General features: G+C 54.3%; 22 protein-coding genes. 18 read left to right on the top strand and 4 right to left on the bottom strand.

All coding sequences use genetic code 11. The features are described 5' to 3' along the window. Positions 1 to 339 precede the first annotated feature (339 nt). Positions 340 to 1,428 carry an oxidoreductase gene (locus ACN28Q_RS03645; protein ID WP_095845082.1) on the top strand — a complete coding sequence of 363 codons (1,089 nt, stop codon included), beginning with the start codon at positions 340 to 342 and terminating at the stop codon, positions 1,426 to 1,428. Here the strand turns inward: ACN28Q_RS03645 and ACN28Q_RS03640 are convergent. After that, the gene (locus tag ACN28Q_RS03640) at positions 1,425 to 2,366 is read right to left on the bottom strand and encodes a LysR family transcriptional regulator (RefSeq protein ID WP_095845081.1); all 942 of its coding nucleotides are present in this window, start codon (positions 2,364 to 2,366) and stop codon (positions 1,425 to 1,427) included. The genes ACN28Q_RS03645 and ACN28Q_RS03640 overlap by 4 nt on opposite strands. Positions 2,367 to 2,450: 84 nt before the next feature. Here ACN28Q_RS03640 and ACN28Q_RS03635 point away from each other — a divergent pair, with 84 nt between their 5' ends. After that, the gene (locus ACN28Q_RS03635) at positions 2,451 to 3,383 is read left to right on the top strand and encodes a carbon-nitrogen hydrolase family protein (protein ID WP_095845080.1); all 933 of its coding nucleotides are present in this window, start codon (positions 2,451 to 2,453) and stop codon (positions 3,381 to 3,383) included. Positions 3,384 to 3,469: 86 nt separating this feature from the next. Here the strand turns inward: ACN28Q_RS03635 and ACN28Q_RS03630 are convergent, their stop codons facing one another. Next, entirely contained in the window at positions 3,470 to 4,204 is a 735-nt protein-coding gene (locus ACN28Q_RS03630) for an IclR family transcriptional regulator (RefSeq protein WP_165907019.1), read from the bottom strand. Between the two features lie 240 nt (positions 4,205 to 4,444). Between ACN28Q_RS03630 and ACN28Q_RS03625 the strand changes: the two genes are divergently transcribed. Further along, entirely contained in the window at positions 4,445 to 5,836 is a 1,392-nt protein-coding gene (locus ACN28Q_RS03625) for an NAD-dependent succinate-semialdehyde dehydrogenase (RefSeq protein WP_095845078.1), read from the top strand. Between the two features lie 119 nt (positions 5,837 to 5,955). On the opposite strand, the gene ACN28Q_RS03620 is transcribed toward ACN28Q_RS03625, so the two are convergent. Next, positions 5,956 to 6,594, bottom strand: coding sequence for a winged helix-turn-helix domain-containing protein (locus ACN28Q_RS03620; protein WP_095845077.1), 639 nt, complete (start codon positions 6,592 to 6,594; stop codon positions 5,956 to 5,958). 637 nt (positions 6,595 to 7,231) lie between these two features. On the opposite strand from ACN28Q_RS03620, the gene ACN28Q_RS03615 reads away from it, so the two are divergent. The 3 genes from ACN28Q_RS03615 (at position 7,232) to ygjG (ending at position 10,049) form a co-directional block, all read left to right on the top strand. Continuing rightward, complete coding sequence (locus tag ACN28Q_RS03615; protein ID WP_095845076.1) at positions 7,232 to 7,621, top strand: winged helix-turn-helix domain-containing protein; 390 nt, start codon at positions 7,232 to 7,234, stop codon at positions 7,619 to 7,621. Positions 7,622 to 7,624: 3 nt separating this feature from the next. Beyond that, the gene (locus tag ACN28Q_RS03610) at positions 7,625 to 8,230 is read left to right on the top strand and encodes a response regulator transcription factor (protein WP_095845075.1); all 606 of its coding nucleotides are present in this window, start codon (positions 7,625 to 7,627) and stop codon (positions 8,228 to 8,230) included. A gap of 400 nt (positions 8,231 to 8,630) precedes the next feature. Then, entirely contained in the window at positions 8,631 to 10,049 is a 1,419-nt protein-coding gene (gene ygjG / locus ACN28Q_RS03605; RefSeq protein WP_183096534.1) for a putrescine aminotransferase, read from the top strand. A gap of 142 nt (positions 10,050 to 10,191) precedes the next feature. On the opposite strand, the gene ACN28Q_RS03600 is transcribed toward ygjG, so the two are convergent. Then, entirely contained in the window at positions 10,192 to 11,514 is a 1,323-nt protein-coding gene (locus ACN28Q_RS03600) for an APC family permease (protein WP_095845074.1), read from the bottom strand. A gap of 736 nt (positions 11,515 to 12,250) precedes the next feature. Between ACN28Q_RS03600 and ACN28Q_RS03595 the strand changes: the two genes are divergently transcribed. The 12 genes from ACN28Q_RS03595 to ACN28Q_RS03540 all read left to right on the top strand — a co-directional run bounded on the left by ACN28Q_RS03595 (position 12,251) and on the right by ACN28Q_RS03540 (position 25,444). Then, the gene (locus ACN28Q_RS03595) at positions 12,251 to 14,638 is read left to right on the top strand and encodes a TonB-dependent receptor domain-containing protein (RefSeq protein ID WP_095845072.1); all 2,388 of its coding nucleotides are present in this window, start codon (positions 12,251 to 12,253) and stop codon (positions 14,636 to 14,638) included. A 64-nt stretch (positions 14,639 to 14,702) separates the two neighbouring features. After that, complete coding sequence (locus tag ACN28Q_RS03590) at positions 14,703 to 15,731, top strand: hemin-degrading factor (protein WP_095845071.1); 1,029 nt, start codon at positions 14,703 to 14,705, stop codon at positions 15,729 to 15,731. Positions 15,732 to 16,335: 604 nt separating this feature from the next. Further along, positions 16,336 to 17,277, top strand: coding sequence for a sensor domain-containing diguanylate cyclase (locus tag ACN28Q_RS03585; protein WP_095845070.1), 942 nt, complete (start codon positions 16,336 to 16,338; stop codon positions 17,275 to 17,277). Positions 17,278 to 17,394: 117 nt separating this feature from the next. Then, positions 17,395 to 18,192 (top strand): ABC transporter substrate-binding protein, encoded by a 798-nt coding sequence (locus tag ACN28Q_RS03580; protein ID WP_095845069.1) that lies wholly within the window; start codon positions 17,395 to 17,397, stop codon positions 18,190 to 18,192. A gap of 75 nt (positions 18,193 to 18,267) precedes the next feature. Continuing rightward, positions 18,268 to 19,386, top strand: a complete 1,119-nt coding sequence (locus ACN28Q_RS03575) for a succinylglutamate desuccinylase/aspartoacylase family protein (protein ID WP_095845068.1) — start codon at positions 18,268 to 18,270, stop codon at positions 19,384 to 19,386. A 422-nt stretch (positions 19,387 to 19,808) separates the two neighbouring features. Further along, a complete protein-coding gene (locus tag ACN28Q_RS03570) occupies positions 19,809 to 20,252 on the top strand; it encodes a GlcG/HbpS family heme-binding protein (RefSeq protein ID WP_095845067.1) in 444 nt (147 codons plus the stop codon). A gap of 14 nt (positions 20,253 to 20,266) precedes the next feature. Further along, on the top strand, positions 20,267 to 20,995 hold the full coding sequence (locus ACN28Q_RS03565) for an SDR family oxidoreductase (protein ID WP_095845066.1): 729 nt from the start codon (positions 20,267 to 20,269) through the stop codon (positions 20,993 to 20,995). A 23-nt stretch (positions 20,996 to 21,018) separates the two neighbouring features. Beyond that, positions 21,019 to 21,813: a siderophore-interacting protein gene (locus ACN28Q_RS03560; RefSeq protein WP_095845065.1), complete on the top strand. Its 795-nt coding sequence runs from the start codon at positions 21,019 to 21,021 to the stop codon at positions 21,811 to 21,813. 78 nt (positions 21,814 to 21,891) lie between these two features. Continuing rightward, positions 21,892 to 22,434, top strand: a complete 543-nt coding sequence (locus ACN28Q_RS03555; protein WP_095845064.1) for a PadR family transcriptional regulator — start codon at positions 21,892 to 21,894, stop codon at positions 22,432 to 22,434. A gap of 201 nt (positions 22,435 to 22,635) precedes the next feature. Beyond that, positions 22,636 to 24,117: a UbiD family decarboxylase gene (locus ACN28Q_RS03550; protein ID WP_095845063.1), complete on the top strand. Its 1,482-nt coding sequence runs from the start codon at positions 22,636 to 22,638 to the stop codon at positions 24,115 to 24,117. Positions 24,118 to 24,128: 11 nt separating this feature from the next. Continuing rightward, positions 24,129 to 24,707 carry a UbiX family flavin prenyltransferase gene (locus ACN28Q_RS03545; RefSeq protein WP_095845062.1) on the top strand — a complete coding sequence of 193 codons (579 nt, stop codon included), beginning with the start codon at positions 24,129 to 24,131 and terminating at the stop codon, positions 24,705 to 24,707. A gap of 20 nt (positions 24,708 to 24,727) precedes the next feature. Continuing rightward, positions 24,728 to 25,444 (top strand): DUF554 domain-containing protein, encoded by a 717-nt coding sequence (locus ACN28Q_RS03540; protein ID WP_095845061.1) that lies wholly within the window; start codon positions 24,728 to 24,730, stop codon positions 25,442 to 25,444. The last annotated feature ends 7 nt before the right edge of the window (positions 25,445 to 25,451 follow it).

Below are 25,451 nucleotides of genomic sequence, written 5' to 3'. Positions count from 1 at the left end.
TTGCATGGCGTTGTTATTTCCCCAATCGCTCCGAACGCAGGATGACGATAGGGATGATAAATTGTATTCGCCGGGCCGCGCCCTGCCATGCGCCAGGTCATGGCGGGGGCTATTCGTGAGTGGTTCCTGTAAGAGGTGAGCGGCTTCCAGCCACTCGGCGCCTTTAATGGCTCCCACACCCGTGCTTCACTCACCTGATACATCGTCTTTGAGATTAATCAATTAGCCACTTCACCCATGTCAATGAGCGAAAAATCATAAGCCAATACAAAAAAGTATTCGCCATAGAATTTGCTGCCCCTATGATGGCAACAATCAGAGAGAAAGAAGGAATTCAGCATGAGTGATACCGACATTCGCGTGGTTGCCGGCCCGGCAAACTATTTTGCTTTCCCCGGCGCCATTGACCGCCTGTCGCAGTTTTATTCACCGCAACAATTGCAAAACGCGCTGTGGATTTATGGCGAGCGTGCGCTGGCGGCGGCCAAACCCTTTTTGCCGGCGGCGTTCGATGCGCCGGAGGCCTGCCGGGTGCTGTTCAACAGCCACTGCAGCGAAACCACGGTACAAGACATCGTGCGCCAGGCCGGGAATGCACGCCAGGTAGTGATCGGCGTGGGCGGCGGTGCGGCGCTGGATACCGCCAAAGTGGTTGCGCGCCGGCTGGGGCTGCCGGTGGTGGCTATTCCGACCATCGCCGCCACCTGCGCTGCCTGGACGCCGCTTTCGGTGTGGTACAACGATCAGGGCCAGGCGCTGCGCTACGAGATTTTCGACGACGCCAACCACCTGGTCCTGGTGGAGCCTGAAATTATTCTGCGCGCGCCGAAAGCGTATTTGCTGGCCGGGATCGGCGACACGCTGGCGAAATGGTATGAAGCCGTGGTGCTCAGCCCGCAGCCGGCCCAATTGCCGCTCAGTGTGCAACTGGGCATCAATACCGCCCTGACCATCCGCGACGTGCTGCTTGATGAAAGTGAGGCAGCGCTACAGGCGCAGGACGACGGGCAATTGAACAAAGCCTTTCTCAACGTGCTGGAGGCGATTATCGCCGGCGGCGGGTTGGTGGGCGGCCTTGGCGATCGCTATACGCGCATCGCGGCCGCGCACTCGGTGCACAATGGTCTGACGGCATTGCCGCAAACCGATGTCTTCCTGCATGGCACCAAAGTGGCCTATGGCATTCTGGTGCAGAGCGCGTTGCTGGGGCAACATGATGTGGTCAATCAGCTGATTGCGTTGTACCGCCGGTTGGATTTGCCGGTCAGCCTGGCGGCGTTGAACGTCGATATCCATGATGAAGCCCAGATCCAGCGGCTGATCGCCCGCACGTTGCAGACCGGTGAGTCTATTCATTTCCTGCCGGTGCCGCTTAACGACGGCACGTTGCGCGCAGCGTTAAGCTACGTGGAATCGCTGGCGGCTTAAAGCGCGCTTTGCGGCGGGGCCAGGCCCAGCCGTTGCCCGGCGGCCGCGATCACCAATGCTTTTAACTGCTGCACCGCCGGATCGCGTACGCTTTCGGCGCGCCAGCCCAGCTCGACGGAATAGGGCGGCAGCGCCAACGGGCAGGCAATGCAGCGCAGCCCGCAGTTTTCCGCCAACTGCTGCGCTGCGTGCCAGGGTAAGGTCGCCAGGCAGTCGCTGCCCGCCAACAGGTGCGGCAGCGCCGCAAAGTGGGTGGTCGATGCCCTGATTTTGCGCTGGCGGCCCATGGCGGCCAGCGTTTCATCAACGATGCCGACGAAACCGCCGGAAGACACCAAAATGTGCGCGTAGCGCAGGTAGTCATCCAGGCCGAGCGTGCTGGCGGCGGCAGGATGGCGCCTGTCGAGCACACAGGCGTAGCCACCGGTGCCCAGCACCTGGCGGCCCAGTGTGCGCATTGCCGCGCCGCCGGCGGTCAGGCTAAGATCGATATCCCGTGCCATCAGCATCTCTCCCGCCAGCAGGCTGTGGGTTTGCCGCAGAATCAGGCGCAGCCCCGGCGCGCTGTGCGGCAGGGCTGCGATAAGCGCGCCGCCTAACGCAATCTCATAATCATCGGAAAGCCCCAGCGCCAGCGTGCGCCCCACCGCGTTAGCGCTGTTGGGGGCGGCCAATACCAGGCTTTGCCGGCATTTGTCCAGCGCGTCGGCGATGAGCGGCCGCAGCTCCTGCGCTTTAGCTGTGGGCTTCAGCCCGCGGCCGGTGCGCACAAACAGATGATCGCCATATAACTGGCGCAGCCGGCCCAACGCTGCGCTGACGGCGGACTGCGTCAGACCAAGGCGGATGGCCGCTCGCCCGGCGCCGCCTTCTTCGTACAGCGCTTCAAACACTTTAAGCAGGTTGAGATCGGCACTGCTGAAATTAATTTCGTTCATAACAGATAGCCTGTTTACGTGATTGATGAATATTGCCAGTGGCGATATGGTCATGCAACGGCCTTTTCATACAGGTAATCCCCTATGTCGCAATCCACTATCGCTGCGCTGCAGATAGGCAGCTCGCCGCTTGGCAAAGCTGCCACGTTAGAAAATATTCTGTCTTATGAGCAACAGATCAAAGCGCATAACCTTAGCCTGGTGGTGATGCCTGAAGCCCTGCTGGGCGGCTACCCTAAGGGCGAAGTATTCGGCACCTATCTGGGCTATCGCCAGCCCGAAGGGCGCGAGGCCTATGCGCGCTATTTCGCCAACGCCGTGGAGGTGCCGGGGGCGGAAACCGATGAACTGGCGGCGCTGTCCCAACGTACCGGCGCGCACCTGGTGGTGGGGGTGATTGAGCGCGCGGCCAGCACGCTGTACTGCACCGCGCTGTTCTTTTCGCCGCAAGACGGCCTGGTTGGCAAACACCGGAAGCTGATGCCGACCGGCACCGAGCGGCTGATTTGGGGGCAGGGGGATGGCTCCACGCTCACGGTAGCGGACACGCCGGCCGGGCGGATCGGCGCGGCCATCTGCTGGGAGAACCATATGCCGCTGCTGCGCATGGCGATGTATGCCAAGGGCGTGCAGGTATGGTGCGCACCAACCGTTGACGAACGCGATATCTGGCAGGCATCAATGCGCCACATCGCTCATGAAGGGCGGCTGTTTGTGATCAGCGCCTGCCAGGTGCAGCCTTCCCCGCGCGAGCTGGGTATCGACGTGCCCCATTGGGATGCCGATCGCCCGTTGATCCGTGGCAACAGCATCATCGTTGGCCCGCTCGGCGAAGTGCTTGCCGGGCCGATGCAAGACGAAAGCGGCTTGTTGATCGCGAATATCGATTTGGATGAGCTGGCGCGCGCGCGTTACGATCTGGACGTGGTTGGGCACTATTCACGCCCGGATGTGTTTTCGCTGACGGTCGATGAGCGTGAAAAAAACACCGTCGCGTTTACGCCTGGTAAGCCGTAGCACACGCTTTATCCGCTATTCTCTCGCCAGGGGGAGAATGGCGGGCGAGCCATCCCATGCCGGCGGGTGCGGGGGAATGAGGGATGCTAGGCAGAAAAAATCTTCACGCACTCCTGCCGCACCTGTTTCAATGCATCCTGCATGACCGCCAGCCGGGTTTTAAAACGGTATGACGGCAGCATCACAGAAAGGGCGTGCGGCGGCTGTTGCGGGATGGGCAGTGTGATGCTCACGCCACACACGCCCTCGGCGTGTTCTTCGAGATCAAACGCAAAGCCGGTTTCCCGTACCTCGCTAATCTGGCGTAGCAGTTTTTGCGGGCTGACGATGGTGTGCTCGGTCATTGGCGCCATTCCGGCGTGCAGCAGCCCTTTAATCTCTTCATCGGCCATCATTGATAACATGGCCTTGCCGTTTGCCATGGCGTACAGCGGGCGCGGCCTGTCGTGCAACGGCACGACGCGCACCGCCTGATCGCAAATAATGCGATCCAAAAAAATCACTTCATGGCCATGATGGGTGGCGATATCCACGGTTTCGCGGGTGAGCTCGAACAATATTTCCAACGGATAGCGCAGCCGGGCGGCCACGCTGGAGTAGTTTCTTTTCGCCAGTTCGTTAATGCCCCACCCGAGCCGGACGCCGCATTCACCCGCCTCAACCAGGTTATCCGTCGCCAGCGTATCGACGATGCGCTGCACCGTTGAACGCGGCAGCCCAGTCAAGCGCGCAACTTCACCCAGGCTGATCCCTTCGTGGCCAAGAACCCGCAGGATGCCGATCGCCCGTGAAATAACCTGAATGTTTTGCTGCTTCTTCATGTCCATACCTCCTGTAAGGAAATGTACCGCCATCCGGTTATTATTGTATTGTTTTTTCCTATGCGTATGATAGCTGTATAGGTAAGTATGATAACTGTATAAGTTACAGACCGTGACCATGCGTAGATTTTTAGCTTGGCTACCTGGCACAACAACCACTGCAGTATGACTGATCACGGTATGGCATAAACGATTTTTGCGGTTGTTGGTCGGGAGCTTTTGTTCCTCAGGAGAAACCAAATGGCATATGCAACAACAAATCCCTACACCGGTGAATTGATCAAAACCTTCCCGGAAGCGACCGATGCTGAAGTTTCTGCGGCTATCGACAACGCCCATCAGGCTTTCCTTTCTTGGCGTGAAACGCCGTTTGCCGCGCGCAGTGCGGTGATGCAGAAAGCCGCTGATATCCTGCGCCAGCGTTCCGAAGAGTTTGCCCGCCTGTTAACGCTGGAAATGGGGAAATTGGTCGTCGAAGCGCGCGCCGAGGTGGAGCTTTCCGCGCAGATTTTCGAATACTACGCCCGCAATGCTGAAAAGCTGCTGGAGCCGGAAGAACTGCCGGTTGCCAACCCTGAAGAAGCAACAGCAAAAGTGGTGCATGAGCCTTTGGGCATTCTGTTGGCCATCGAACCCTGGAACTTCCCGTACTACCAGATTGCCCGCATCATTGCGCCGCAGCTGTCTGCCGGCAACACCATCCTGCTGAAGCATGCGTCAAACGTGCCGCAAAGTGCAGCCATCTTTGAGCAACTGATGAAAGAAGCCGGCCTGCCGGCTGGCGCATTCAAAAACCTGTATGCGACCCGTAGCCAGATCGAAACCATTCTGAACGATCCGCGCGTGCACGGCGTTGCGCTGACCGGTTCCGAAGGCGCCGGTGCGGTTATCGCACAGCAGGCGGCCAAGGCGCTGAAAAAATCCACGCTGGAACTGGGCGGCGCGGATGCATTCGTGGTGCTGGACGATGCCGATCTGGATAAAACCGTGAAGTGGGCGGTATTCGGCCGCCACTGGAACGGCGGCCAGGTTTGCGTCTCTTCCAAACGCATGATCATCGTCGACAGCCTGTATGACGAATTCGTCAAGCGTTACAGCGCAGCGGTAGCCGAACTGCGTGCCGGCGATCCGCTCGATGAGCAAACCACGTTGGCGCCGCTGTCTTCACAGGGTGCTGCCGACGAAGTGAAAGAAAAAATTGAGCTGGCCGTCAGCCACGGCGCGCATGCGGTGGAAGTGGGTGAAGCCGTGCCGTCAAAAGGCGCCTTTGTTCAGCCGACCATTCTGACCAACGTTACGCCTGAAAACCCGGCTTACCATATGGAGTTCTTTGGCCCGGTATCCATGCTGTTCCGCGCGGCCGACGAAGACGATGCGGTACGCATTGCCAACGATTCTCCGTTTGGCCTGGGCGGCTCCGTGTTCAGCGGCGATCCGCAGCATGGCGCAGCGGTGGCGGCGCGCATCTCCACCGGTATGGTGTACGTTAACCACCCAACCCGCGTGAAGGCCGATTTGCCGTTTGGCGGTATTCGCCGTTCCGGCTACGGCCGTGAACTGATCGGCCTGGGCATCAAAGAGTTTGTTAACCACAAGCTGATTTCCATTGTGGATATTGACGCCGAGTTCTAATCACAGCGGCCTGCCTTAGGCCGCCAATTAGCATGATAAAAAAAACCTGGATACGCAATATCCAGGCTTTTTTATGCCATCTTGCTATGGATTCACTACCTTTCGGCTGGTGAGTTGATTTACCACCAGGATGAGCTATTGATAGCATGAGGATCAGCCGCGCAGTATCGCCCTTTGAACTCCGGGGGGATAATAGCGCCCTGGCTTTTTTCTGTGTGAATATAAATGTGGCAACCGTCAACGCTTTCTACCAATTTGTAATGTGCCGAGTAAGCCTTACTGGGTATTGCTCGATGGGGGATGAGCGTTGTGCCTATTAGTGCCGTCAGTAAAACGGCTAAACTGACGGATCGCTTACTGATCTTCTTGATCTTTCTTGTATTTAACCTTGTTTTTATTGATTTTTTCTCATGTGGAGTTGTTTTTTCTATTTTTGCCGTTTTGTCGAAATAAAACCCCTTTCTGGGGACTGTAATAATCAGGTTTTTTCCGTCTTCAGATACAGCATTAAAGGCTTTTCTAAGTATGGATATATTTTGATATAGATTATTAGGGGTAACCTCCTGGCTTTTCATTCCCCATGCAAACTCATAGAGCTCCTTCTGTGAGACCAGTGCTTGTTTTTCCAGCAACAACTGCAGGCAACGGCTTGCTGGGGTTGTTAGTACTATTTTTTTTCTGTGGTTATCCTTACTTAAAATTCTGTTTTCGTTAGGTATGAATATGACATTGTCATTGATAATAAATTTATTAGTCATAACTTATTACCTACTTAGTAGTATATGGCCTGTTGGTAAGTAAATATTTTATCGAAATCCTATCATAAAAAAATAAATTGATAAGAAAGATCTTGCTTTCATTTATGGAATGTTTTGTTTTTTTGGTAAATGGACGCCTGATAAGTGAAGCTCGTATCACCGTCTTATTAACTAAGTTTTAATTATTTTATATAACTAGTTGATTAAAATGACATTTAATCAATTTAAGAACCTTAAGTGAAAAAAAATCCTTAATAAACTGTTTTGTCTTTTTATTGAGTAAAATGCCTTTTATTATCTATAGGTAATGAGTTGTTCGATTGGTGTAAGTATTTATAGTTATTAGTGTTTAGTTCTGAACTTGAGTTTAAATATGATTGTTTATTTTTATTGCTTTTTGTGTGTGGTTTTAAGCTTGTGTATGCCGTTTTATTTTTATTTTGAAATGTAATGTTGGTATTTGTTGTTTTGTTGGTGTTTTATTCTTTACTTTTCCGTTAATGTTGTGTGATTTTTTGATTTTTTTTGGGCGATTGATTTGTATTGGTTTTGCTGTTCTTGAAGGTTATATTTCTAGCGGGATATAGCCATAGTGTAATTTAGCTATGGGTTTAAATAAGACAGGAGTCTATTTCTAATGGAAAGAGTGTTAGCCGGTTATTATATAGGCCGTGATATTCGTTTTGAGTTAGAACATCGTAAATTATCTTCAATTACATTTAAAGGGCAGGAATACATACTGCGTGACACCATGATGCGCCTTTTTGTTTATCTTTTGAAAAATGCTAATGGAAAGATTGTGTGCAACGAGGATATTTTATTCCATGTTTGGGATCAGCATGGTTTGAAATCATCGAGCCAACGTTTATGGCAAGTCATGCAGCAGCTAAAAATAAAACTGATAGCATTAGGCGCTCCTCATGATTTCATTATGCGGGTGGAAGGGTTTAATGGAAAAGGGTACACATTAAAGAGTGAGCTTATCAGACCATATTATTTCATCTGTGAAAAAACAAACAAAGAATAAATAATGGATAATACTATTAATCTGTATGTTTTATCAGAGGACTTTTATTTTATCTTTGGCCTCTCGCATATTATTGATACCAACAAATATAAATTATATGCGCAACATGTCAGTAACGGATGCCTGTCGTACCATCCTGTATCTGGCCGTAACAATATCGTTATTATAGATGTGGTTACCCCTGAAAAATTGCATGAGTTAATAGAGCAAATACCTCGAGGTGTGAGGGTTGTATTTATGTCTAATATGAGTTTTCTGCCTGATTCTACGTACGGTTTTATCTCAAAAAAGGTGTCTGTTAAAACGTTGCTGGCGACGCTGGAAAGATACGTGAATTGGAATGAAATAATAAAATATCCACTCACATCCAGGGAGTTAGCGGTGATCAGCGAATTGGCCAAGGGGTATGCGCCGCACACGATTTCCCGCCGGTTAAATATTTCGGTAAAAACGATTTCGACGCATAAAACCAATGCGTTAAAGAAACTGGGAATTGTGGATAAAATGAATGGGTTATCCATGTTTTATTGCAATGATATTATTTACAAGCTCAATGTATTGATTTGCTCCAGATACTATTGGAACAGTGATTATTGTCATGGTGCTTAGTATCGGCAAGGGCGGCGAGCGGGCATGTTGTTAGAGCCGGTATGCTTCTTAACTACAGTGTGGCCTTATGGCCACCGCTAACAGTGCTACGCGATGCCGCATGGGCAGGCGGTGGGAATGTTTGTTTTCCTTGTTCCGTGCAACCTGCAGCCACCTGAGCTACCGCCAAAATGCACAATAATGGGGCAAACAGCCCCATCGTGGGGCGGAGCGCTATGCTGTCGGGCGCTGCCCATAGGTTATTTTTCTCGCACAACTGTCAGGGTTATATTTTACTTTATACTTCAAAATTCTTTATTTTTAGCTGAAGATCTTTATTTAGTACCTTGATAATTTTCTGGCGTGCTTTGTGCTTTACTTAAATTGGCATCATGTGGTGCCAACAAACAAGGAGCGCATTTTGTCCAGACAGCCTAACCATCTCAACCCGCTAGAGTGTTCTCAGCAGGCATTAAAATGGATTATGAGTGATACCCTGTCTGCGGAAGATGTTGCAGCGTTAAATAAAGAAACGCTCGATGCTTTTCGCGACTATGTTAACCCTGGGTTTTTAGAGTACAGAAAATCCGTCACGACCGGCGGCAGTTACGGCGCCGTAGAGTGGCGAGCCAACAGCCCGAACACGCTGTTGGATACGCAAGGCAACGAATATCTTGATTGCCTGGGTGGTTATGGCATTTTTAGCGTTGGTCACCGTAACCCTACGGTGCTGGCAGCGGTTGAAAAGCAGTTAAGCAAACAACCCTTGCACAGCCAGGAGCTGCTGGATCCGCTGCGCGCCATGTTGGCTAAAACGTTGGCAGCCATTACACCCGGCAAGCTGAAATACAGTTTCTTTGGTAATAGCGGTACGGAATCGGTTGAAGCCGCACTGAAATTAGCCAAAGCATATCAATCCCCTCGCGGCAAATTCAGTTTTATCGCCACGCACGGCGCATTCCACGGCAAGTCTTTGGGTGCGCTTTCCGCCACCGCCAAACCGGCATTTCGTAAGCCTTTTATGCCATTGCTGCCCGGTTTCCACCATGTGCCATTTGGTGATATCGAAGCAATGAAGAAAAAGGTTAAGCAGTGCCATAAAAATGGTGAAGGCATCGCTGCGGTTATCCTGGAACCTATTCAGGGTGAAGGCGGGGTGATCCTGCCGCCAGAGCAGTATCTGCCGGCAGTGCGCGCCCTGTGTGACGAAATCGGCGCGTTGCTGATTCTGGATGAAGTACAAACCGGCATGGGGCGTACGGGTAAAATGTTTGCCTGCGAGCATTATGGGGTTCAGCCGGATATTCTTTGTCTTGCAAAAGCGTTGGGCGGTGGTGTGATGCCTATTGGCGCCACGGTGGCGACGGAAGAAGTGTTCTCTGTCTTATTTGAAAACCCCTTCCTGCATACCACGACCTTTGGCGGTAACCCGCTGGCCTGTGCAGCGGCGTTAGCGACGGTGAACGTTCTGTTACGCGATCAATTGCCCGAAAAGGCCGCCGAAAACGGTACCTTCTTGCTCAATGGCCTGAAGAAACTGGCGGCCAATTATCCTGAGCTGATCGTAGAGGCCCGCGGCATGGGGCTGTTGCAGGCGATCGAGTTCCAGGAAAATGAAATCGGTTATGCCTTTGCCAGCGAGCTGTTCCGCCAGCGGATATTGGTGGCCGGCACGCTGAACAATGCGAAATCGGTGCGCATCGAGCCGCCGCTGACCATTACCCGTGAGCAATGCGGCCACGTATTGTTGACGGTGGAACAAGTGTTGGCCAAGCTACAGGCGCAACGAGAAAAGGGCGTTGAAGAGGCATCGGCTTCCGTTACCGAGGAGATGCTGTAATTTAGGCTTCGGTAATGCGTCTTAAAAAGCCAGTTCGATTATCGAGCTGGCTTTTTTTATCGTGGGAATTGACTAGAGGAGGCGCTGCGTTGACGCTCATGCCAGCGCCCGCAGCGGCGCCGGCAAGGGGAACTGCCGGTGGTTATGAAAACACCAGCTCTCTTTTGGTGATCCAGAACCAGACCACCCAGCCCAGGCCGATGGCGGACCAGACTAGGCCCAGGAGCATCGCATCCTTGTCCAGATTAATCCACATCCCTCCCACGCTGATAATCCCCAGCAGCGGCAACAGCAGGTTGTACAGGTACTCCCTGGCGTTGGTGAGCTTGCGGTTTCTGATGGCAAACAGCGCAATCACTGAAACGTTAACCGCGGTAAAGGCCACTAGTGCGCCAAAGCTTATCAGCGACACGGCGGTATCCAGGCCAAAGAAGACGGCGCTCATCGCCAGGCCGCCCACGAACAGTACGCAATACAGCGGGCTGCCCAGGCGCGGGTGGATATAGCTGAAAAATGCGCCGGGGAAAATACCGTCGCGCCCCATGATATGCAGCAACCGCGCGGCGCTGGCATGGGAGGCCAGCCCTGAAGCCAAGGTGTTCACCAGAATGGCAACCAGAAAAACCGATTGGAAGAAGGCGCCGCCCACATAGAGCACGATTTCCGGCATCGCTTCCGAAGGGTTTTTGAACGCTGCATTGGTCGGGAAATAGAGTTGGATAAACCATGAGGCGATAAAGAAAATGGCGCCGCCAATCAGTGCGGTTAAAAATACTGCACGTGGGATAACGCGCCGCGGCTCATGGGTTTCATCGGAAAGCGTGGTGACCGCATCGAACCCCAGGAAAGAAAAGCACAGCACGGCCGCGCCGCTGATTAACGGAATAATACTGCTATTGTCGTTCAACAGCGGTTTCAGCGTCCAGACTGCATCGCTGCCGGCCTGGTGGCTGACGCCCTGGATCACCAGCAGCACAAACACGCACATCAGCAGCACCGGCGCACCGACAAATAAAAAGTTGAGGTTCGCCAGCAGCTTGATATTGCGGCTGTTGATCCAGGTGACCAGCGTAGTGAACAGCACGATCCAAAGCCAGGGCGGCAACTGCGGGAACAGCGATTTCAGGTAGATACCGGCTAACAAGGCATTGATCATCGGTAATAGCATATAGTCCAGCAGGGAAGCCCAGCCAACCATAAAGCCCGCATGGTTGCCGCAGGTTTTACGCGTATAGGTATAGGCGGAGCCTGCTTCGGGAAATGCTCTGACCATTCTTCCGTAGCTGAGCGCCGTCAGCAATACGGCGACCAATGCCAGCAGATAGGCTAGCGGCACGCGGCCGGCGGTGATGCCAGAGACGATGCCAAACGTATCAAACACGGTCATTGGGGTCATATAGGCCACCCCAATAATCACCACTTGCCACAAACCCAGCTTTCTTTTGTCTGTTATTTCTTCAGCCATATTTTTCTCCACCCCATCTAAAAAAACGAGCACATGAGTTTTTAAGCAATAATTGTGCCTTCTGGTTAAAACACAGAATTAAACACGGGAGTGCCGAAAGAACCGGCGCTGGCCGTGGGGATGGCGCCCAGGGCGATAGGGGGAACGGATTGCATTGCGGGTTTATGCATCAAATGCCACTATTCTAATGGGTTGGAACACGGCCAGAGGATGAGTATCCCTGACATCGGCCAGGGGGATTTAGCCTTGCAGCATGCGGCCATTACCTTTCTGCCGCATAGCGGCGCATTATTCCCTAAGAGGAATATGCTGGGAAGTCTCAAACATAAAAATTTTTCATTGGTTTTGATGTGGCCGTTCCGGCGGCGCAAGGATAGCGGGAGCGGTTGCGCTGAGGGCGCACACGACCAGATTAACGAATAAATTATATTGTCAGTAATGCGTTGTCTTTAAGCACAATAATGAAAAATTATGGTTTTATTGTAAGCGTATTAATAAGAGATATTTTTATATGTTTTATTTAATGCGATCGAAGACATTATAAAAAATGTGGATTTTGCGCTTTGTTATCCTGAGGATGATATTTTGTTGATAAAGGTAATCATTCAAATTAAAATCCACCGCGTACTAATACCATATAAAAACATACATTAATCTAGTGCCTTTTATTTAAACAATTCGTCTTTTTTGGAAGCAATGTGTGAGCAAATACTAATAACAAGTCAAGGGTTATAAGATGCTCACATCCACGAAATATCAGGGATATACAAAGCAGAGGCTGATGAAATTGGCGGTTTTGGCCGCAGCTATTCACTGTGCGTGTGGCTATGCCGCAACGGGCGCCAGTACTGGCAGCAATACACAAGACCAAACTGCCACAGCGAAAAAAACCGCTAATACCGATGCGGATATTACGGTAACTGCTACCCCATTGCCAAAAGAGGCTGGCAGCAAAACCACCATTACCGCTGCACAAATGCAGCAGGAAGGCGGTAATGATTTCGGCACCATCATGCGTTACCAGCCGTTGGTGACGGCTACCGGCGCGGCCGGCGGTTCCGGTACCGGCAAGAGCGGTTTCGATCGCAGCGGCTATACCGGTTATAACATCCGCGGCCTGGAGGCCAACCGAGTTTCTATCGACATTGACGGGGTTGAATTGCCAAGCGCCACCGGGCGTAGCTATGTTAGCCGCGCCGGCACCGGCACCTTCGGCATCGGCCGTGACTATATCGATCCGTACATGTACGGATCGGTGGATATCACCCCGGGCGCAACCGAAGCCTCTAACGCTAACCAAGCGCTTGGCGGCGCGGTGTCATTCCGTTCAAAATCTGCCGACGATTACCTGTCGCCGACCAAATCCACTTACTTTGGTTACCAGAGCGATTACGATTCATCTAACCGTAGCTGGCACAACGGCTTCACGGCCGCAGGCGGCGATGAGACGTTGCGTGGCCTGGTGGCTTACAGCCGCCGCGACGGCCAGGAAACCCGCAATAACAGCGGCACGGTAGACGCTAGCCCGGCAAACTGGCACTCCGACGCGTTTTTGGCTTCGGGCATCTGGCGGGTTAACGACGCGCACCAGTTGACCGGTACTTTTGATTACTATAACAAAACCAATCACACGCATTCCGATGCCTGGAACAGTGCCGGCAGCGCGACCATTGGCACCAACGAGCAGACCAGCAAAACCCGCCGCTGGGCCGCCAGCCTGGAGGATCTCTGGACGCCGGATGCCAGCTGGATTGATGTGATCGACAGTAAAGTCTTCTATACAAGCACCGAAGCGCATGACCGCACCTATGGGCCGAACACCCTCGGCACCAGCCTGGTCACCACCTATTCGAATTACGATACCAAAACCTATGGTTTTGAAACCAAGATGTCGAAAGAGTGGGGGATTCACGAGTTCCGCTGGGGCCTGAATGCCCGCACCAGCAAAACCGAGCGCCCATTCAACCAGGATCCGACGCAGAGCTCCTATACCTACATCATGCAGCCTGAAGCAAACAGCGAGAGTTACAACCTCGGCGCGTTTGCACAAGACACCATGACCTGGAATTTGGCCGGCCACAACTTCTCGGTGGTGCCAGCGGTGCGCGTGGCTTACCAGAAAACCAAACCGGACGATCTTTCCACGCTGGCCAACAGTTCTCTGACCGAATCCGAACTGCAAACGCTGTACGGTTCAACCAGCGATACGCAGGTGCTGCCGTCCCTGAGCTTCCTGTATGACATTACGCCAAAACTGACCACCTACATCCAATATAAGCGTGGCGCCCAGTTCCCGAATGCCAGCCAAATGTACGGCTCATGGAACCTGAGTTCCAGCTATGCGGGTAGCAACCAGTATGCGCTGATCGGCAACGCCGATCTGAAAACGGAAACCAGCAACAACTTCGAATGGGGCTTGAAAGGCGAAGCGGTTGAAGGGATCACCATCAGCACGGCGGCGTTCTACAACAGCTATAAAAACTTTATCGATTACTCGCGCTATACGCGTGCGGCGAATCCTGAGCGGTTCACCAATATCCCAAGCAATATCTATATTGCCTATCAGGCTGAAAACCGCGACAAGGCGTATATCTACGGTGGCGAGATCAGCGCCAAATTCAACTTCGGCACCTGGTTCCAACAGGTTGACGGCTTGAGCGCCCGTCTGGCGTATGGCATGGCCGAAGGGGCGGCGAAATCCAGCTACCTGGGCGATAAATACGTTGATCTGGCGAGCGTTGCGCCAATGCGTGCGATTGTGGGCGTTGCGTATGACGATCCGAGCCAGGTATACGGCGCTGCGCTGACCGCAACCTTCAACAAGGGTAAACGCGCGACGGCCACCAACCGTGAAAGTTACAACAACACCGGTACGGCAATCACTGATTCCACCACGGAATACATGAAAGTGCCTGGCTACGGCCTGCTTGACTTCACCGCTTACTACCGCGTGACCAAAAACGTGAAGGTTAGCGGCGGCGTTTACAACATTACTGACCGTAAATACTGGGATTATCTCAGCAGCCGTGATATCGAAAACTCAACCAACCAGGATCTGAACGATCAGGCTCTGGCGGTACAACCAGGCCGTACCTTCCAGTTAGGTGTGAACGTTGATTTCTGATTTTGATCGTCAATAACAACCCGCCCTGGGCCTTGCCCAGGGCATTTTAATGAGTAAAAAATAAATGAGCAGCCGTTACCAACATTATTTGGCATTAAAAGCCGAACACCCTAAAAAATACGCCCGAGATCTGGCTGCGCTGATGGGGATCAGTGAAGCCGAACTGACGTTGGCGCGCACCGCCGCCGACGCCATCGCCCTGAAGCCGGATTTCAGTGACATCCTGCATGCGCTGGAAAGCGTTGGGGAAACCAAAAACATTACCCGCAATGAGTATGCGGTGCACGAGCAGGTTGGCGCATACAGCAATCTGAAGCTGGGCCAGCATGCCGGCCTGGTGCTGAACCCGCGTGCGCTGGATTTGCGCCTGTTCCCGCACCTGTGGCACAGCGCATTTTCACTCACCGAGCAGACTGCTCGCGGTGAACGCCAGAGCCTGCAATTCTTTGATCGCCACGGCGATGCCGTGCTGAAAGTCTACGCCACGGAAAATACCGATATGGCCGCCTGGGCCGCGTTGATTGCGCGCTTCACCCAATCCGCACCAGAAAGCCTGGCGCTGGCACCAGTGGAAGCGCCGCAGTATCAGGCCCATCCCGATGCCGCCGCGATTGAGCAACAGTGGCGGGCAATGACCGATGTGCACCAGTTCTTCGTGTTGCTCAAGCAGCATAATATTTCTCGCCAGCAGGCGTTCCGTGCCGTGAGCAGCGATCTGGCCTGGCAGGTAAGCAACCAGGCGCTGCGTCAGGTGCTGGAAAGCGCACTGCAGGACGGCAATGAAATGATGGTCTTTGTCGGCAACCGCGGCTGCGTGCAGATTTTCACCGGTGTGATTGAGAAAGTGGTGACGATGGAGCAATGGATTAACGTGTTTAACCCACAGTTTACCCTGCACCTGCGTGAAGATTGCATTGTTGAAAGCTGGATCACGCGTAAACCGACTGCGGACGGTTTTGTCACCAGCCTGGAGCTGTTTGCCGCCGATGGCACGCAAATTGCCCAGCTGTACGGCCAGCGTAGCGAAGGGCAGCCCGAGCAAGAGAAGTGGCGTGAGCAGGTTGCCGCACTCAGCGCGGTGGGTGCCGCCTAAGCCGTTTTATCCCTCGGCAAGCGATAAAACGGTGTAAGAACAGTGCGCCAGATATATTATTTGGCGCCTATTTAAATCAATAAATATCTTTCATATATCAGGCTGCATGTGTCTTGGCTGCGTTTCCCAGCCCGTCCAGAGGTTTCACGTCCATGGCGCCATTTGCATTATTAGCGTATGTATTTGCACAACCTCAAAAATTTCCCTTTGTCATCCGCAAGTTATGTAGCACGGTAATTACACGTGGTTTTTATATTCGAATCTATTGAATAGATTCATACTGTGCGGTGTTATTCTCCATAGCGAATGCTTTTCACCTATCCTTATTGGCAACGGTTCCTTGCGAAGGGAAGCGCTGATGCCAACAACCGCACTGCGCCTGTGTTGGCGCCAGCTTCGTCATCCCGGTGTCACCGGGATGTTGCCAGAATAAAATACAGTAACGCTTTTGCTTAATTGGATCGTGAGGCAGAATATCATAAATAAAAATTAGCAGATGGGCGGGCGGCGGACTGCCGCAAGGTAAGCGTTTATAATTGTGTTAGACATTTTTGTGGTTGAGGTAGTTTATCAACGGCAAATTTAACCCCAGGGAGTGTGATGGATGAAAGAATTATTTGAGCGGGAGAAAGGCGGGGGGATCCAATCTCATCAAGATTTGTTTATCATCCTGGATGCCTTACCGCTGCCCATTTCATGGGCGACGCTACCCGATGGAAAAATACAATTCACCAACCGCGCTTTCAAAAAAATATTCGGTTATGAAGACAACCAATTCACTGAAGTGATTGACTGGGTTGAAAGCACTTATATTAATGAAAGCGAGCGCCGGCTTGCCATCAACCATTGGAAAAAACTGTGGACACCGCAATCAACCGGGGTGTCTGAAGTCGCGCCGTTCGACATACAGGTAAAAACCGCCTATGGCACGGTACTGTTCGTTCAGCACCGCGGGATTATCCTGCACGATATCAACATCGGCATTGCGATCTTTGAAGACATTACCGCCCGCAAGCTTGCCGAGAGCTATCTGCAGCGTATCGCCTATGAAGACGCGTTAACCGGGTTGGCTAACCGCCATGCGTTGCAAATGCATTGGGACGCCATGCATGCGGGTAAGGTTGCCGAGGTTCCCAAGCGGCAGGCGCTGTTGCTGTTCGATCTGGACGGCTTTAAACAGGTTAACGATCGCTACGGCCACGATGTGGGCGATGGGTTGCTGATTATTGTCGCCGAGGAGATAAAGCGATGTTGCCGCCAACAGGATTTCGTCTGCCGCCTGGGCGGCGATGAGTTTCTGATTTTGCTCTCGGACTTCAGCGATACGGCAGTGGTGGAAAAAATCTGCCGCGATATTGAAGCGGCGTTCACCACGCCGTTTATCGTTGGGGAGCACAGCCTTTCGCTTGGCGCCAGCATCGGCATCAGCCTGTATCCCGAACAGGCCACCAGCCTGCGCGAGCTGTTCAAAAAAGCCGATCAGGCGCTGTACCGCCTTAAACGTTCGCGAAAAGGCGGCTGGGCCTGGTTTGCCCCGCCGAAATAACGCGGGTTTTGGCAGGTTCTGCATGGCGGCGATGGCGCGTTGTTTCGCTTCCGGCTTCACATCCGGCGGTGAAGTGGTTAGTCTTTTAAATCCCACAACACAATAAGACGATAATTCATGAAAAACACAACGTTCGCATCACGCCTTCGCAAGGGAATTCTGTTTAGCCTGGTCGCCGGGTTGGCTTTTAGCGCCCAGGCCAAAATCGATCACGTCCGCTTTGTGGTCGATCCAACCTATCCGCCGTTTGAATCCAAAAACCCGCAGGGTCAACTGGTGGGTTTTGATATCGATTTGGGCAACGCGCTTTGCGCGCAGATGCAGGTGAAATGCACCTGGGTGGAAGGCCAGTTTGATGGCATGATCCCCGGCCTGAAGGCGCGTAAATTCGACGCTATTCTTTCCGATATGGGCATCACCGAAGAGCGCCTGAAACAGATCGACTTCACCGTGCCGCTGTACGACACCAAGACCCAGCTTTTGGCGCGCAAGGGCATGAACTTGCTGCCGACGGCGGAATCCCTGAAAGGGAAAAACATCGGGGTGGCGCAGGGCACGGTGCAGGAACGCTATGCCCATGCCAAGTGGCAGCCTTTTGGTGTTAACGTGATTTCGTACGCCGATCAGAGCCAGGTGGAAAGCGATCTGGTTTCCGGCCGTCTTGACGCCTCATTTACCGACGCTGCACAGGCCGCTATCGGCTTCCTGAAACAGCCGCAGGGGCAGGACTTTGAACTGGCCGGCCCGATGGTGGAAGACCCTATTATTGGCCCCGGCACGGCGATTGGCCTGCGTAAAGGCGACACCGAGCTGAAAAACGCATTGGATACCGCTTTTGCCGAGCTGAAGAAAAACGGCACCTTCGATACCTTGCAGAAGAAATATTTCGAGACGGATATTTCCATCAAGCAATAAGGGGTATTTGGCCGTTTAGCCTAACCTGATGCCGGGCTTTGGCCCGGCATGCTTTCTTTCGGACAGTAATAGCTTATGCAACAACAACGCCATCCTTTACTTTCCCCCTCGCTGGGGACACAGCGCGAGATTATCAGTTACCACTACGGCCCCGCCAACGCTGAACGCCAGGTCTATATCCAGGCCAGCCTGCACGGCGATGAGCTGCCCGGCATGGTGGCGGCATGGGTGCTTAAGCACAAACTGCAGCAGTTGGAGCAACATGGCTTCCTGCAGACGCAGATTACGCTGGTGCCCGTCGCCAACCCGATCGCCCTGAACCAGCACTGGCATGGCAGCCATCTTGGCCGCTTCGAGACCGATTCCGGGCAGGATTTCAATCGCCGCTTCCCATCGCCCGGCGCGGTAGTGGCGCCGATGGTGGCGCCTGATTTGGGGGCGGACTGTGCGGCCAACCGCCGGGTTATCCGCCGGGCGCTGGCGCGCTATTTTGACCAGCAGCAGCCCCAAACGGAGCTGGAGTCGCAGCGCCTGGTGCTGATGCGCATGGCATGTCAGGCCGATCTGATGCTGGATCTGCACTGCGACTGGGAAGCGGTGGCGCATCTTTACACCACCCCCGGCGCCTGGCCGGCTATCGAACCGCTGGCGCGCTATTTGGGCAGCGACGTGCAACTGCTGGCCGATGTCTCGGGCGGGGAGCCTTTCGACGAATCCTGCGGCGAGCCGTGGCGCTATTTGCAGCAGGCCTTTGGCGATCGTTTCCCGATGCCGGAAGGGCCGCAGCCGGTGACGCTGGAACTGCGCGGCGTGCGTGATGTTTCGCTGCGGCAGGCCGAGCAGGACGCCGACGCCATTATTCACGCCCTGATCCACGCCGGCTATATCCGTGGCGAAGCGCCGCCGTTGCCTGCATTGCGCAATTCCGCCACGCCGCTGGCCGGGTGTGAATACATCACCTGCCCGCACGCCGGGGTGATATTGCACCTGCGTGAACTGGGGGAATGGATTCATCCCGGCGAAGCGGTGGCTGAAATTCTCGATCCGTTGACCGATCGGCTGACGCCGCTGGTGGCGCAATACGGTGGCCTGCTCTATGCCCGCCACTGGATGCGTTATGCCACCGCTGGCATGCTGATCACCCGCCTGGCCGGGGAAGACGCTGGCCGGGAAGGGGCGTTGTTGGTTCCCTGACGCTGCGGGAAAGGTTAACGCGCAAACGCACCGGGTTGTCTGCCGCTTAAAGGATAACCCGGTGGGTTTAGCGCGCCGCCGCGCCAATGTGATGATTGAGCGCGTGAATGTAAGTAAATATGTAAATCCACGTAACCCGCCGCAGGGCCTTTCCCCTTGCGCCGCCTGCCTGCAGCCCCTTTTCCCGATCTCTTTTTTGTGAATCTCGTGCGGCCTTTCGCGCACTGGCGCATGATTCTTCACTTGCAACCAAGATATATCATGAATATATTTTCACAGGCCGATGAGAATGATTGCTGATTGGCTTTGTCGGCGCCTGGCGGCAACAATGGGCGTTCGGCGGCGCGTTGCGCGCCACATTGCTGGGCATGCTTGCCGTTTCGGCGGCGGTGCCTTGTTATCCCCTGTGGTGAGGAGAGTATATGGACAGACAAACCGATGAGCGTGCCGTCCTGGCCGTCGCGCAGAAAAAACTGACGATTACCCTGGTGGGCGCGCGCAAGGCAATCGCCGCCGCGCAACAGGTAGCGGCAGAAAGTGGTTGGCACATCAGTGTTGCGGTGGTCGATCGCGCGGGTGAACTGGTGGCGCTGGAGCGTTGCGATACGGCGATCGGCATCAGCCCCAATGTCGCTCTGGGTAAGGCGCGCACGGCGGCCTTACTGGAAGCGCCGTCAAAAGCATTCGAAACCTTTATCAACGGCGGCCAGCCCAGTTTTCTCGCCACGCCCGGCGTGACGCCGCTGGAAGGCGGGGTGCCTGTGTTGCTGGACGGGGTGGTGATTGGTGCGGTTGGCGTGAGTGGCGCCCACGGCGCCAACGATTCTTTGGTTGCTGAAACCGCCGCGGCGGCGGTCAGTGCGTGAGTGAGGAGTTGGTGATGGCTGCATTAAACAACAAACATCTGGTGATCATCGGCGGCAGTTCTGGCATTGGTTTCACCATTGCGCAGCAGGCGGCGGCCGAAGGCGCGGTTTTAACACTCGTTGGCCGCGATCCACAACGCCTGGCGGCGGCGAAAGAAAAGCTGGCCGCGCAGGGTGGGCAGGTTAAGGCTACCCTGCAGGTGGATGCGCACGACCATGCGGCGCTCACGGCGCTGTTTGCACAGATTGAACCCTGCGATCACCTGGTTTCGATGGTGGGGGATGCCATGGGCGGTGGCTTTGTGAGCGCCGAAATGGCGGTGATTGAGCAAGTGATGTATTCCAAATTCCTCACCAATGTGCTGATCGGCAAGCTGGCGGCCGATAAGGTGCGCCGCGGCGGCAGCATCCTGTTTACCTCCGGCACCGGCGGCAAACCGCAGCATGCCTGCGCCAGCTATGTCGGCAATCTGGGAATTAAAGCGCTGGCGGAAGGGCTGGCCGCCGAGCTGGCGCCAAACATTCGCGTAAACACCGTGGCCCCCACCTGGACCGTCACCCCGTTTTGGCGCCACCAAGCAGCGGAAGACGTGGAGCAGACGCGCCGGCATTTTGCCGAGGTTATTCCGCTGGGGCGCACGGCGACGCTGGATGAACTGGCTTCCGCCTATGTATTTTTAATGAAAAACGATTTTATTACCGGGCAGCAACTGGCGGTGGACGGCGGCATTATGCTGGGCTAAGCCTTGCTCCAAGGAGAACGATTTTGCATAACAGTAAGCAACAGGATAACGGCCGTGCGCCGCAGCGGGTGCGCAACGAACTGCGTTTTCGCCAGGTTGAAGTGATCGCCAAACAGCAGATCGCCGGCTGCTTTTACCGCATTGAGTTTGGCGGCGAAGCGCTGGCGGGCTTTAGCTCGCGGGGATTTGACGACCATATCAAAGTGTTCTTTCCCGATCCTGCCGGCGGTGAGCTGCATCTGCCGGAAATTACCGAGCAGGGTATCGTCTGGCCTGAAGGAGCGCGCCCGGCGGGGCGTGATTACACGCCGCTGGTGTTCGATGCGCAGCAAAACCGCCTGACGATCGATTTTTACATCCACCCGGGCGGTATTGCCAGCGATTGGGCGGCGCGCGCCGAGCCTGGCGATACGCTGTTGTTCGGCGGCCCGCGCGGCTCGTTAATCGTCCCGGCCGATTACGCCTTCCAACTGTATGTGTGCGATGAAACCGGCCTGCCGGCGGTGAAACGCCGCCTGCAGAATATGCAGGCCAGCACAGCGAAGCTATTCGCCTTTACCGATGAAGCGGTTGGCCGCGCCTATCTGGGCGAGCTTGATGGTGTGCAGGCATGCTGGTTGGGCAGCGGCAACATGCAGGCGGCAAACCTGGCCGGGTTGATGGCCGAACTGAACCAACTTGATGTGCCGGCCGACGATTATTTTATCTGGCTGACCGGGGAAGGGGCGGCGGTTAAGACCCTGAGTGACTATTTCATCGAGCAGCGTAAACGGGACGCCGCTTTCGTGCGCGCCGTGGCGTACTGGCACCAGAAATAGCGCCCGCTGCCGCCTGTGTTGAATTTTGCCAGGCGGCGGTCTACTATCAACCCCCTTATCTTTTAGCTCAGACCGGCGATGAAACCTCAGCAATCTTCCCCCACATGGCAAGCAGACACAGACAAGCGCGCCGCCTGCGCCAAGGTGCGTAAAAAGCGCCGCGAAAAAATGCTGGATGCCAGTGATATTCGTTTGCTGATCCTGCACTTCCTGGCGCTGGGGGCGGCGCATGGCTACGAGCTGATCAAATCGATCGAAGATCTGTCTAAGGGTGAGTACGCGCCCAGCCCCGGCATCATTTACCCGAACCTGACCCAGTTGGAAGAGGCGGGTTATATCCAGGTGATGGACGATCAGGAAACGCGTAAAGCCTATTCGCTGGAAGAAAAAGGCCGATTATTGCTGCAGGAGCAGCGTGATAATTTGCTGGTTATTCTTGAGCGTTTAACATCATTGGCGATATTAGTTAACAATCGCTCTATTCCCGAAGTTGAGCGCGCCATTCACAATATGAAAACAGCGCTAAATTCCCGCCTGTCGCAGGAAAATATTTCCCAGCAGTCCTTGCATGCCATTATTGATGCCATGGATGAAGCGGCAAAGAAAATAGAACGTAGTTGATTTTACACGTTTTTTAATCCCCTTCTTTTTTCATCTAATCAATGTGTGATTTGCTTTAATTTTTATCGCAAATTGTGTTGATTTTATTACCTATACCAAAAAGATATCGTTGAGTAATATAAACGGTATTTTTATTTACAATATTCCCGGCGCTATATTCCCTGGCAGTTAGTCCGTCTTACGATATTAATCGGAGAGAATATGTCAGAGAAAAAAGCTACCGCTGTTCATGACTTACGTTCAGCCATTGAATTGCTGAAGAATATTAAAGGCGAATTTGTCAGCACCGATACCGAAGTGGATCCCCATGCGGAGCTCTCCGGTGTTTATCGTTACGTCGGTGCTGGCGGCACCTGCGAACGTCCAACGCGTAAAGGCCCGGCCATGATGTTTAACAACGTCAAAGGGTTCCCCGGCGTGCGCGTGGTGACCGGCCTGATGTCTACCCGTGAACGCGTGGGCCATTTGCTCGATTGCCCGCCGGAAAAACTGGGCTTCCTGCTTAAAGATGCGGTACACCACGCAGTGGCGCCGGTGCTGGCCGAACAGGCGCCGGAATGCCAGCAAGTGGTGCATTATGCCGACGATCCGGCCTTTGACTTGCGCACGCTGCTGCCTGCGCCCACCAATACTGAAGAGGACGCCGGCCCGTATTTCACGATGGGCATGTGCTACGCCTCGGATCCGGACACCCACGAGTCCGACATCACCATTCACCGCTTGTGTATTCAAAGCCGCGATGAGCTTTCCATGTGGCTGACCCCAGGCCGCCACATTGACGCGTTCCGCGAAAAAGCAGAGAAAGCCGGTAAACCGTTGCCGATTTCCATCAGTATCGGCGTCGATCCGGCGATAGAAATCGCCGCTTGTTTTGAGCCACCGACCACGCCGTTGGGCTTTAATGAACTCAGCATCGCCGGCGCGCTGCGCGGCCAGCCGGTTGAGCTGGCGCAGTGCCTGACCATCAACGAACGCGCGCTGGCCCACGCAGAAATCGTGATCGAAGGCGAACTGCTGCCGAACGTGCGTGTGCGTGAGGATCAGAATACCAACACCGGTAAAGCCATGCCGGAATTCCCAGGCTACACCGGTGAAGCCAAAGCGGCGCTGCCGGTCATCAAGGTGAAGGCGGTCACGCACCGTAAGAACCCGATTCTGCAAACCACCCTTGGCCCCAGCGGCGAGCACGTCAGCATGGCCGGGATCCCAACCGAGGCCAGCATCCTCGACATGCTGGAACGCGCCATGCCGGGCCGTGTGCTGAACGTCCATGCGCATACCTCTGGCGGCGGCAAACTGCTGGCGGTGCTGCAGTTCAAGAAAGCCTCGCCGGTGGATGAAGGGCGCCAGCGCCAGGCGGCGTTGATTGCCTTCTCTGCGTTTTCCGAGCTTAAGCACGTGATCCTGGTGGACGACGACGTGGATATCTTTGATACCGACGACATCCTGTGGGCGATGCAGACCCGCTATCAGGGCGATGTCGATACCGTCTTTATTCCCGGCGTGCGCTGCCATCCGCTCGATCCTTCGCAAATCCCGGAATACAGCCCGAGCATTTCGCAGCAGGGGGTTACCTGCAAGACCATCTTCGACTGCACCGTGCCGTGGCACTTGAAAGCCGGCTTTGAGCGTTCGAAGTTCAAAAAAGTCGATGTGAAACGTTTTCTTCCCGATTTTGAATAAGTGAGGTTGTTGTGAGCAGAAGGCGCATTATCGTGGGCATCAGCGGCGCATCCGGTTTCCAATACGGTATGAAGGCGCTGGAGCTGCTGCGCGGTCAGGACATTGAAGTGCACCTGGTGGTGACCAAAGGCGCGGAAGTGACGCGTGCGATGGAAACCCAATGGCAGCGCCAGGATATCACCGTACTGGCCGATGAGGTGCACAACGTTGCCAACCTGGGCGCGTCGATTTCAAGCGGTTCGTTCAAGACCCTTGGCATGATCATCGCCCCCTGCTCAATGAATACGCTGGCGTCCATTGCCCATGGGTTGACCAGCAACCTGCTCACCCGGGCGGCCGACGTGATCCTCAAAGAACGCCGCCGCCTGGTACTGATGGTGCGGGAAACGCCGCTTAACCTCACGCATATCAAAAACATGCATCTGGTGACCGAAATGGGCGGGATTATCTATCCGCCCGTTCCCGCCTTTTACCAACAACCACAGTCGGTTGATGACATTGTCCGCCACAGCGTGGCCCGCGCGCTCGATCTGTTTGAGCTGGATGTCGGGGGCCTTAACCGCTGGGGTGAGAAACACAACGAACAATAACAATCATTAAGGAGTAAACCATGGTAGTGGGCCCTTTTGTCAACGGGAGCGCCGTGCTGATCGGCGGCCTGATTGGCGCATACCTGGGGAATAAAGTTCCGGAGCGCTTGCGTACTGCTCTGCCGATGACCTTCGGCCTTTCCTCTATGGGGCTGGGCATTGTATTGATTGGCAAAATCCATAGCCTGCCGGCGGTGGTGTTGGCGCTGATTATCGGCGCGGCGCTGGGGGAATGGGTATTTCTGGAAGAGAAGATCGGCCGGCTGGGCAACCTGGCGAAAGGCCTGGTGAGCCGCTTCCAGACCGATGATACCGGGCTGGATCCGAAGGCGTTTACCGAGAAATATGTGGCGATCCTGGTGCTGTTTTGCGCCAGCGGCACCGGTATCATCGGCGCAATGACCGAAGGTATGACGCACGATCCCAACATCCTGTTCGTGAAATCGATCATGGATATCTTTACCGCGGCGATTTTCGCGACGGTGCTGGGCTATGCCGTCGCGGTGATTGCCGTCCCGCAGTTGATTATTCAACTGTTGCTGGCGTTCTCCGCGGTGCTGATTATGCCGCATACCACCCCGGCGATGATGAATGACTTTACCGCTGCCGGTGGGTTTGTGATGCTGGCCGCTGGTTTCCGTATTGCGGGGATAAAATCCTTCCCGGTTGCCAATATGCTGCCGGCGCTGGTGCTGGTGTTGCCGGTGTCTTATCTGTGGGCGCTGTATATCCACTAATCTGTTT

The sequence above is a fragment of the Gibbsiella quercinecans genome (genome assembly GCF_002291425.1).
GTDB classification, from domain to species: Bacteria; Pseudomonadota; Gammaproteobacteria; order Enterobacterales; family Enterobacteriaceae; genus Gibbsiella; species Gibbsiella quercinecans.
The sequence above is the reverse complement of the archived record's forward strand: the minus strand, read 5'-3'. Positions and strand labels throughout refer to the sequence as shown.

Bases quoted from the DNA above. Each gene is read 5' to 3' on its own strand.
- ACN28Q_RS03645 (WP_095845082.1), top strand. From the start codon at position 340: ATGAGTGATACCGACATTCGCGTGGTTGCCGGCCCGGCAAACTATTTT.
- ACN28Q_RS03640 (WP_095845081.1), bottom strand. From the start codon at position 2,366: ATGAACGAAATTAATTTCAGCAGTGCCGATCTCAACCTGCTTAAAGTG.
- ACN28Q_RS03635 (WP_095845080.1), top strand. From the start codon at position 2,451: ATGTCGCAATCCACTATCGCTGCGCTGCAGATAGGCAGCTCGCCGCTT.
- ACN28Q_RS03630 (WP_165907019.1), bottom strand. From the start codon at position 4,204: ATGAAGAAGCAGCAAAACATTCAGGTTATTTCACGGGCGATCGGCATC.
- ACN28Q_RS03625 (WP_095845078.1), top strand. From the start codon at position 4,445: ATGGCATATGCAACAACAAATCCCTACACCGGTGAATTGATCAAAACC.
- ACN28Q_RS03620 (WP_095845077.1), bottom strand. From the start codon at position 6,594: ATGACTAATAAATTTATTATCAATGACAATGTCATATTCATACCTAAC.
- ACN28Q_RS03615 (WP_095845076.1), top strand. From the start codon at position 7,232: ATGGAAAGAGTGTTAGCCGGTTATTATATAGGCCGTGATATTCGTTTT.
- ACN28Q_RS03610 (WP_095845075.1), top strand. From the start codon at position 7,625: ATGGATAATACTATTAATCTGTATGTTTTATCAGAGGACTTTTATTTT.
- ACN28Q_RS03600 (WP_095845074.1), bottom strand. From the start codon at position 11,514: ATGGCTGAAGAAATAACAGACAAAAGAAAGCTGGGTTTGTGGCAAGTG.
- ACN28Q_RS03595 (WP_095845072.1), top strand. From the start codon at position 12,251: ATGCTCACATCCACGAAATATCAGGGATATACAAAGCAGAGGCTGATG.
- ACN28Q_RS03590 (WP_095845071.1), top strand. From the start codon at position 14,703: ATGAGCAGCCGTTACCAACATTATTTGGCATTAAAAGCCGAACACCCT.
- ACN28Q_RS03585 (WP_095845070.1), top strand. From the start codon at position 16,336: ATGAAAGAATTATTTGAGCGGGAGAAAGGCGGGGGGATCCAATCTCAT.
- ACN28Q_RS03580 (WP_095845069.1), top strand. From the start codon at position 17,395: ATGAAAAACACAACGTTCGCATCACGCCTTCGCAAGGGAATTCTGTTT.
- ACN28Q_RS03575 (WP_095845068.1), top strand. From the start codon at position 18,268: ATGCAACAACAACGCCATCCTTTACTTTCCCCCTCGCTGGGGACACAG.
- ACN28Q_RS03570 (WP_095845067.1), top strand. From the start codon at position 19,809: ATGGACAGACAAACCGATGAGCGTGCCGTCCTGGCCGTCGCGCAGAAA.
- ACN28Q_RS03565 (WP_095845066.1), top strand. From the start codon at position 20,267: ATGGCTGCATTAAACAACAAACATCTGGTGATCATCGGCGGCAGTTCT.
- ACN28Q_RS03555 (WP_095845064.1), top strand. From the start codon at position 21,892: ATGAAACCTCAGCAATCTTCCCCCACATGGCAAGCAGACACAGACAAG.
- ACN28Q_RS03550 (WP_095845063.1), top strand. From the start codon at position 22,636: ATGTCAGAGAAAAAAGCTACCGCTGTTCATGACTTACGTTCAGCCATT.
- ACN28Q_RS03540 (WP_095845061.1), top strand. From the start codon at position 24,728: ATGGTAGTGGGCCCTTTTGTCAACGGGAGCGCCGTGCTGATCGGCGGC.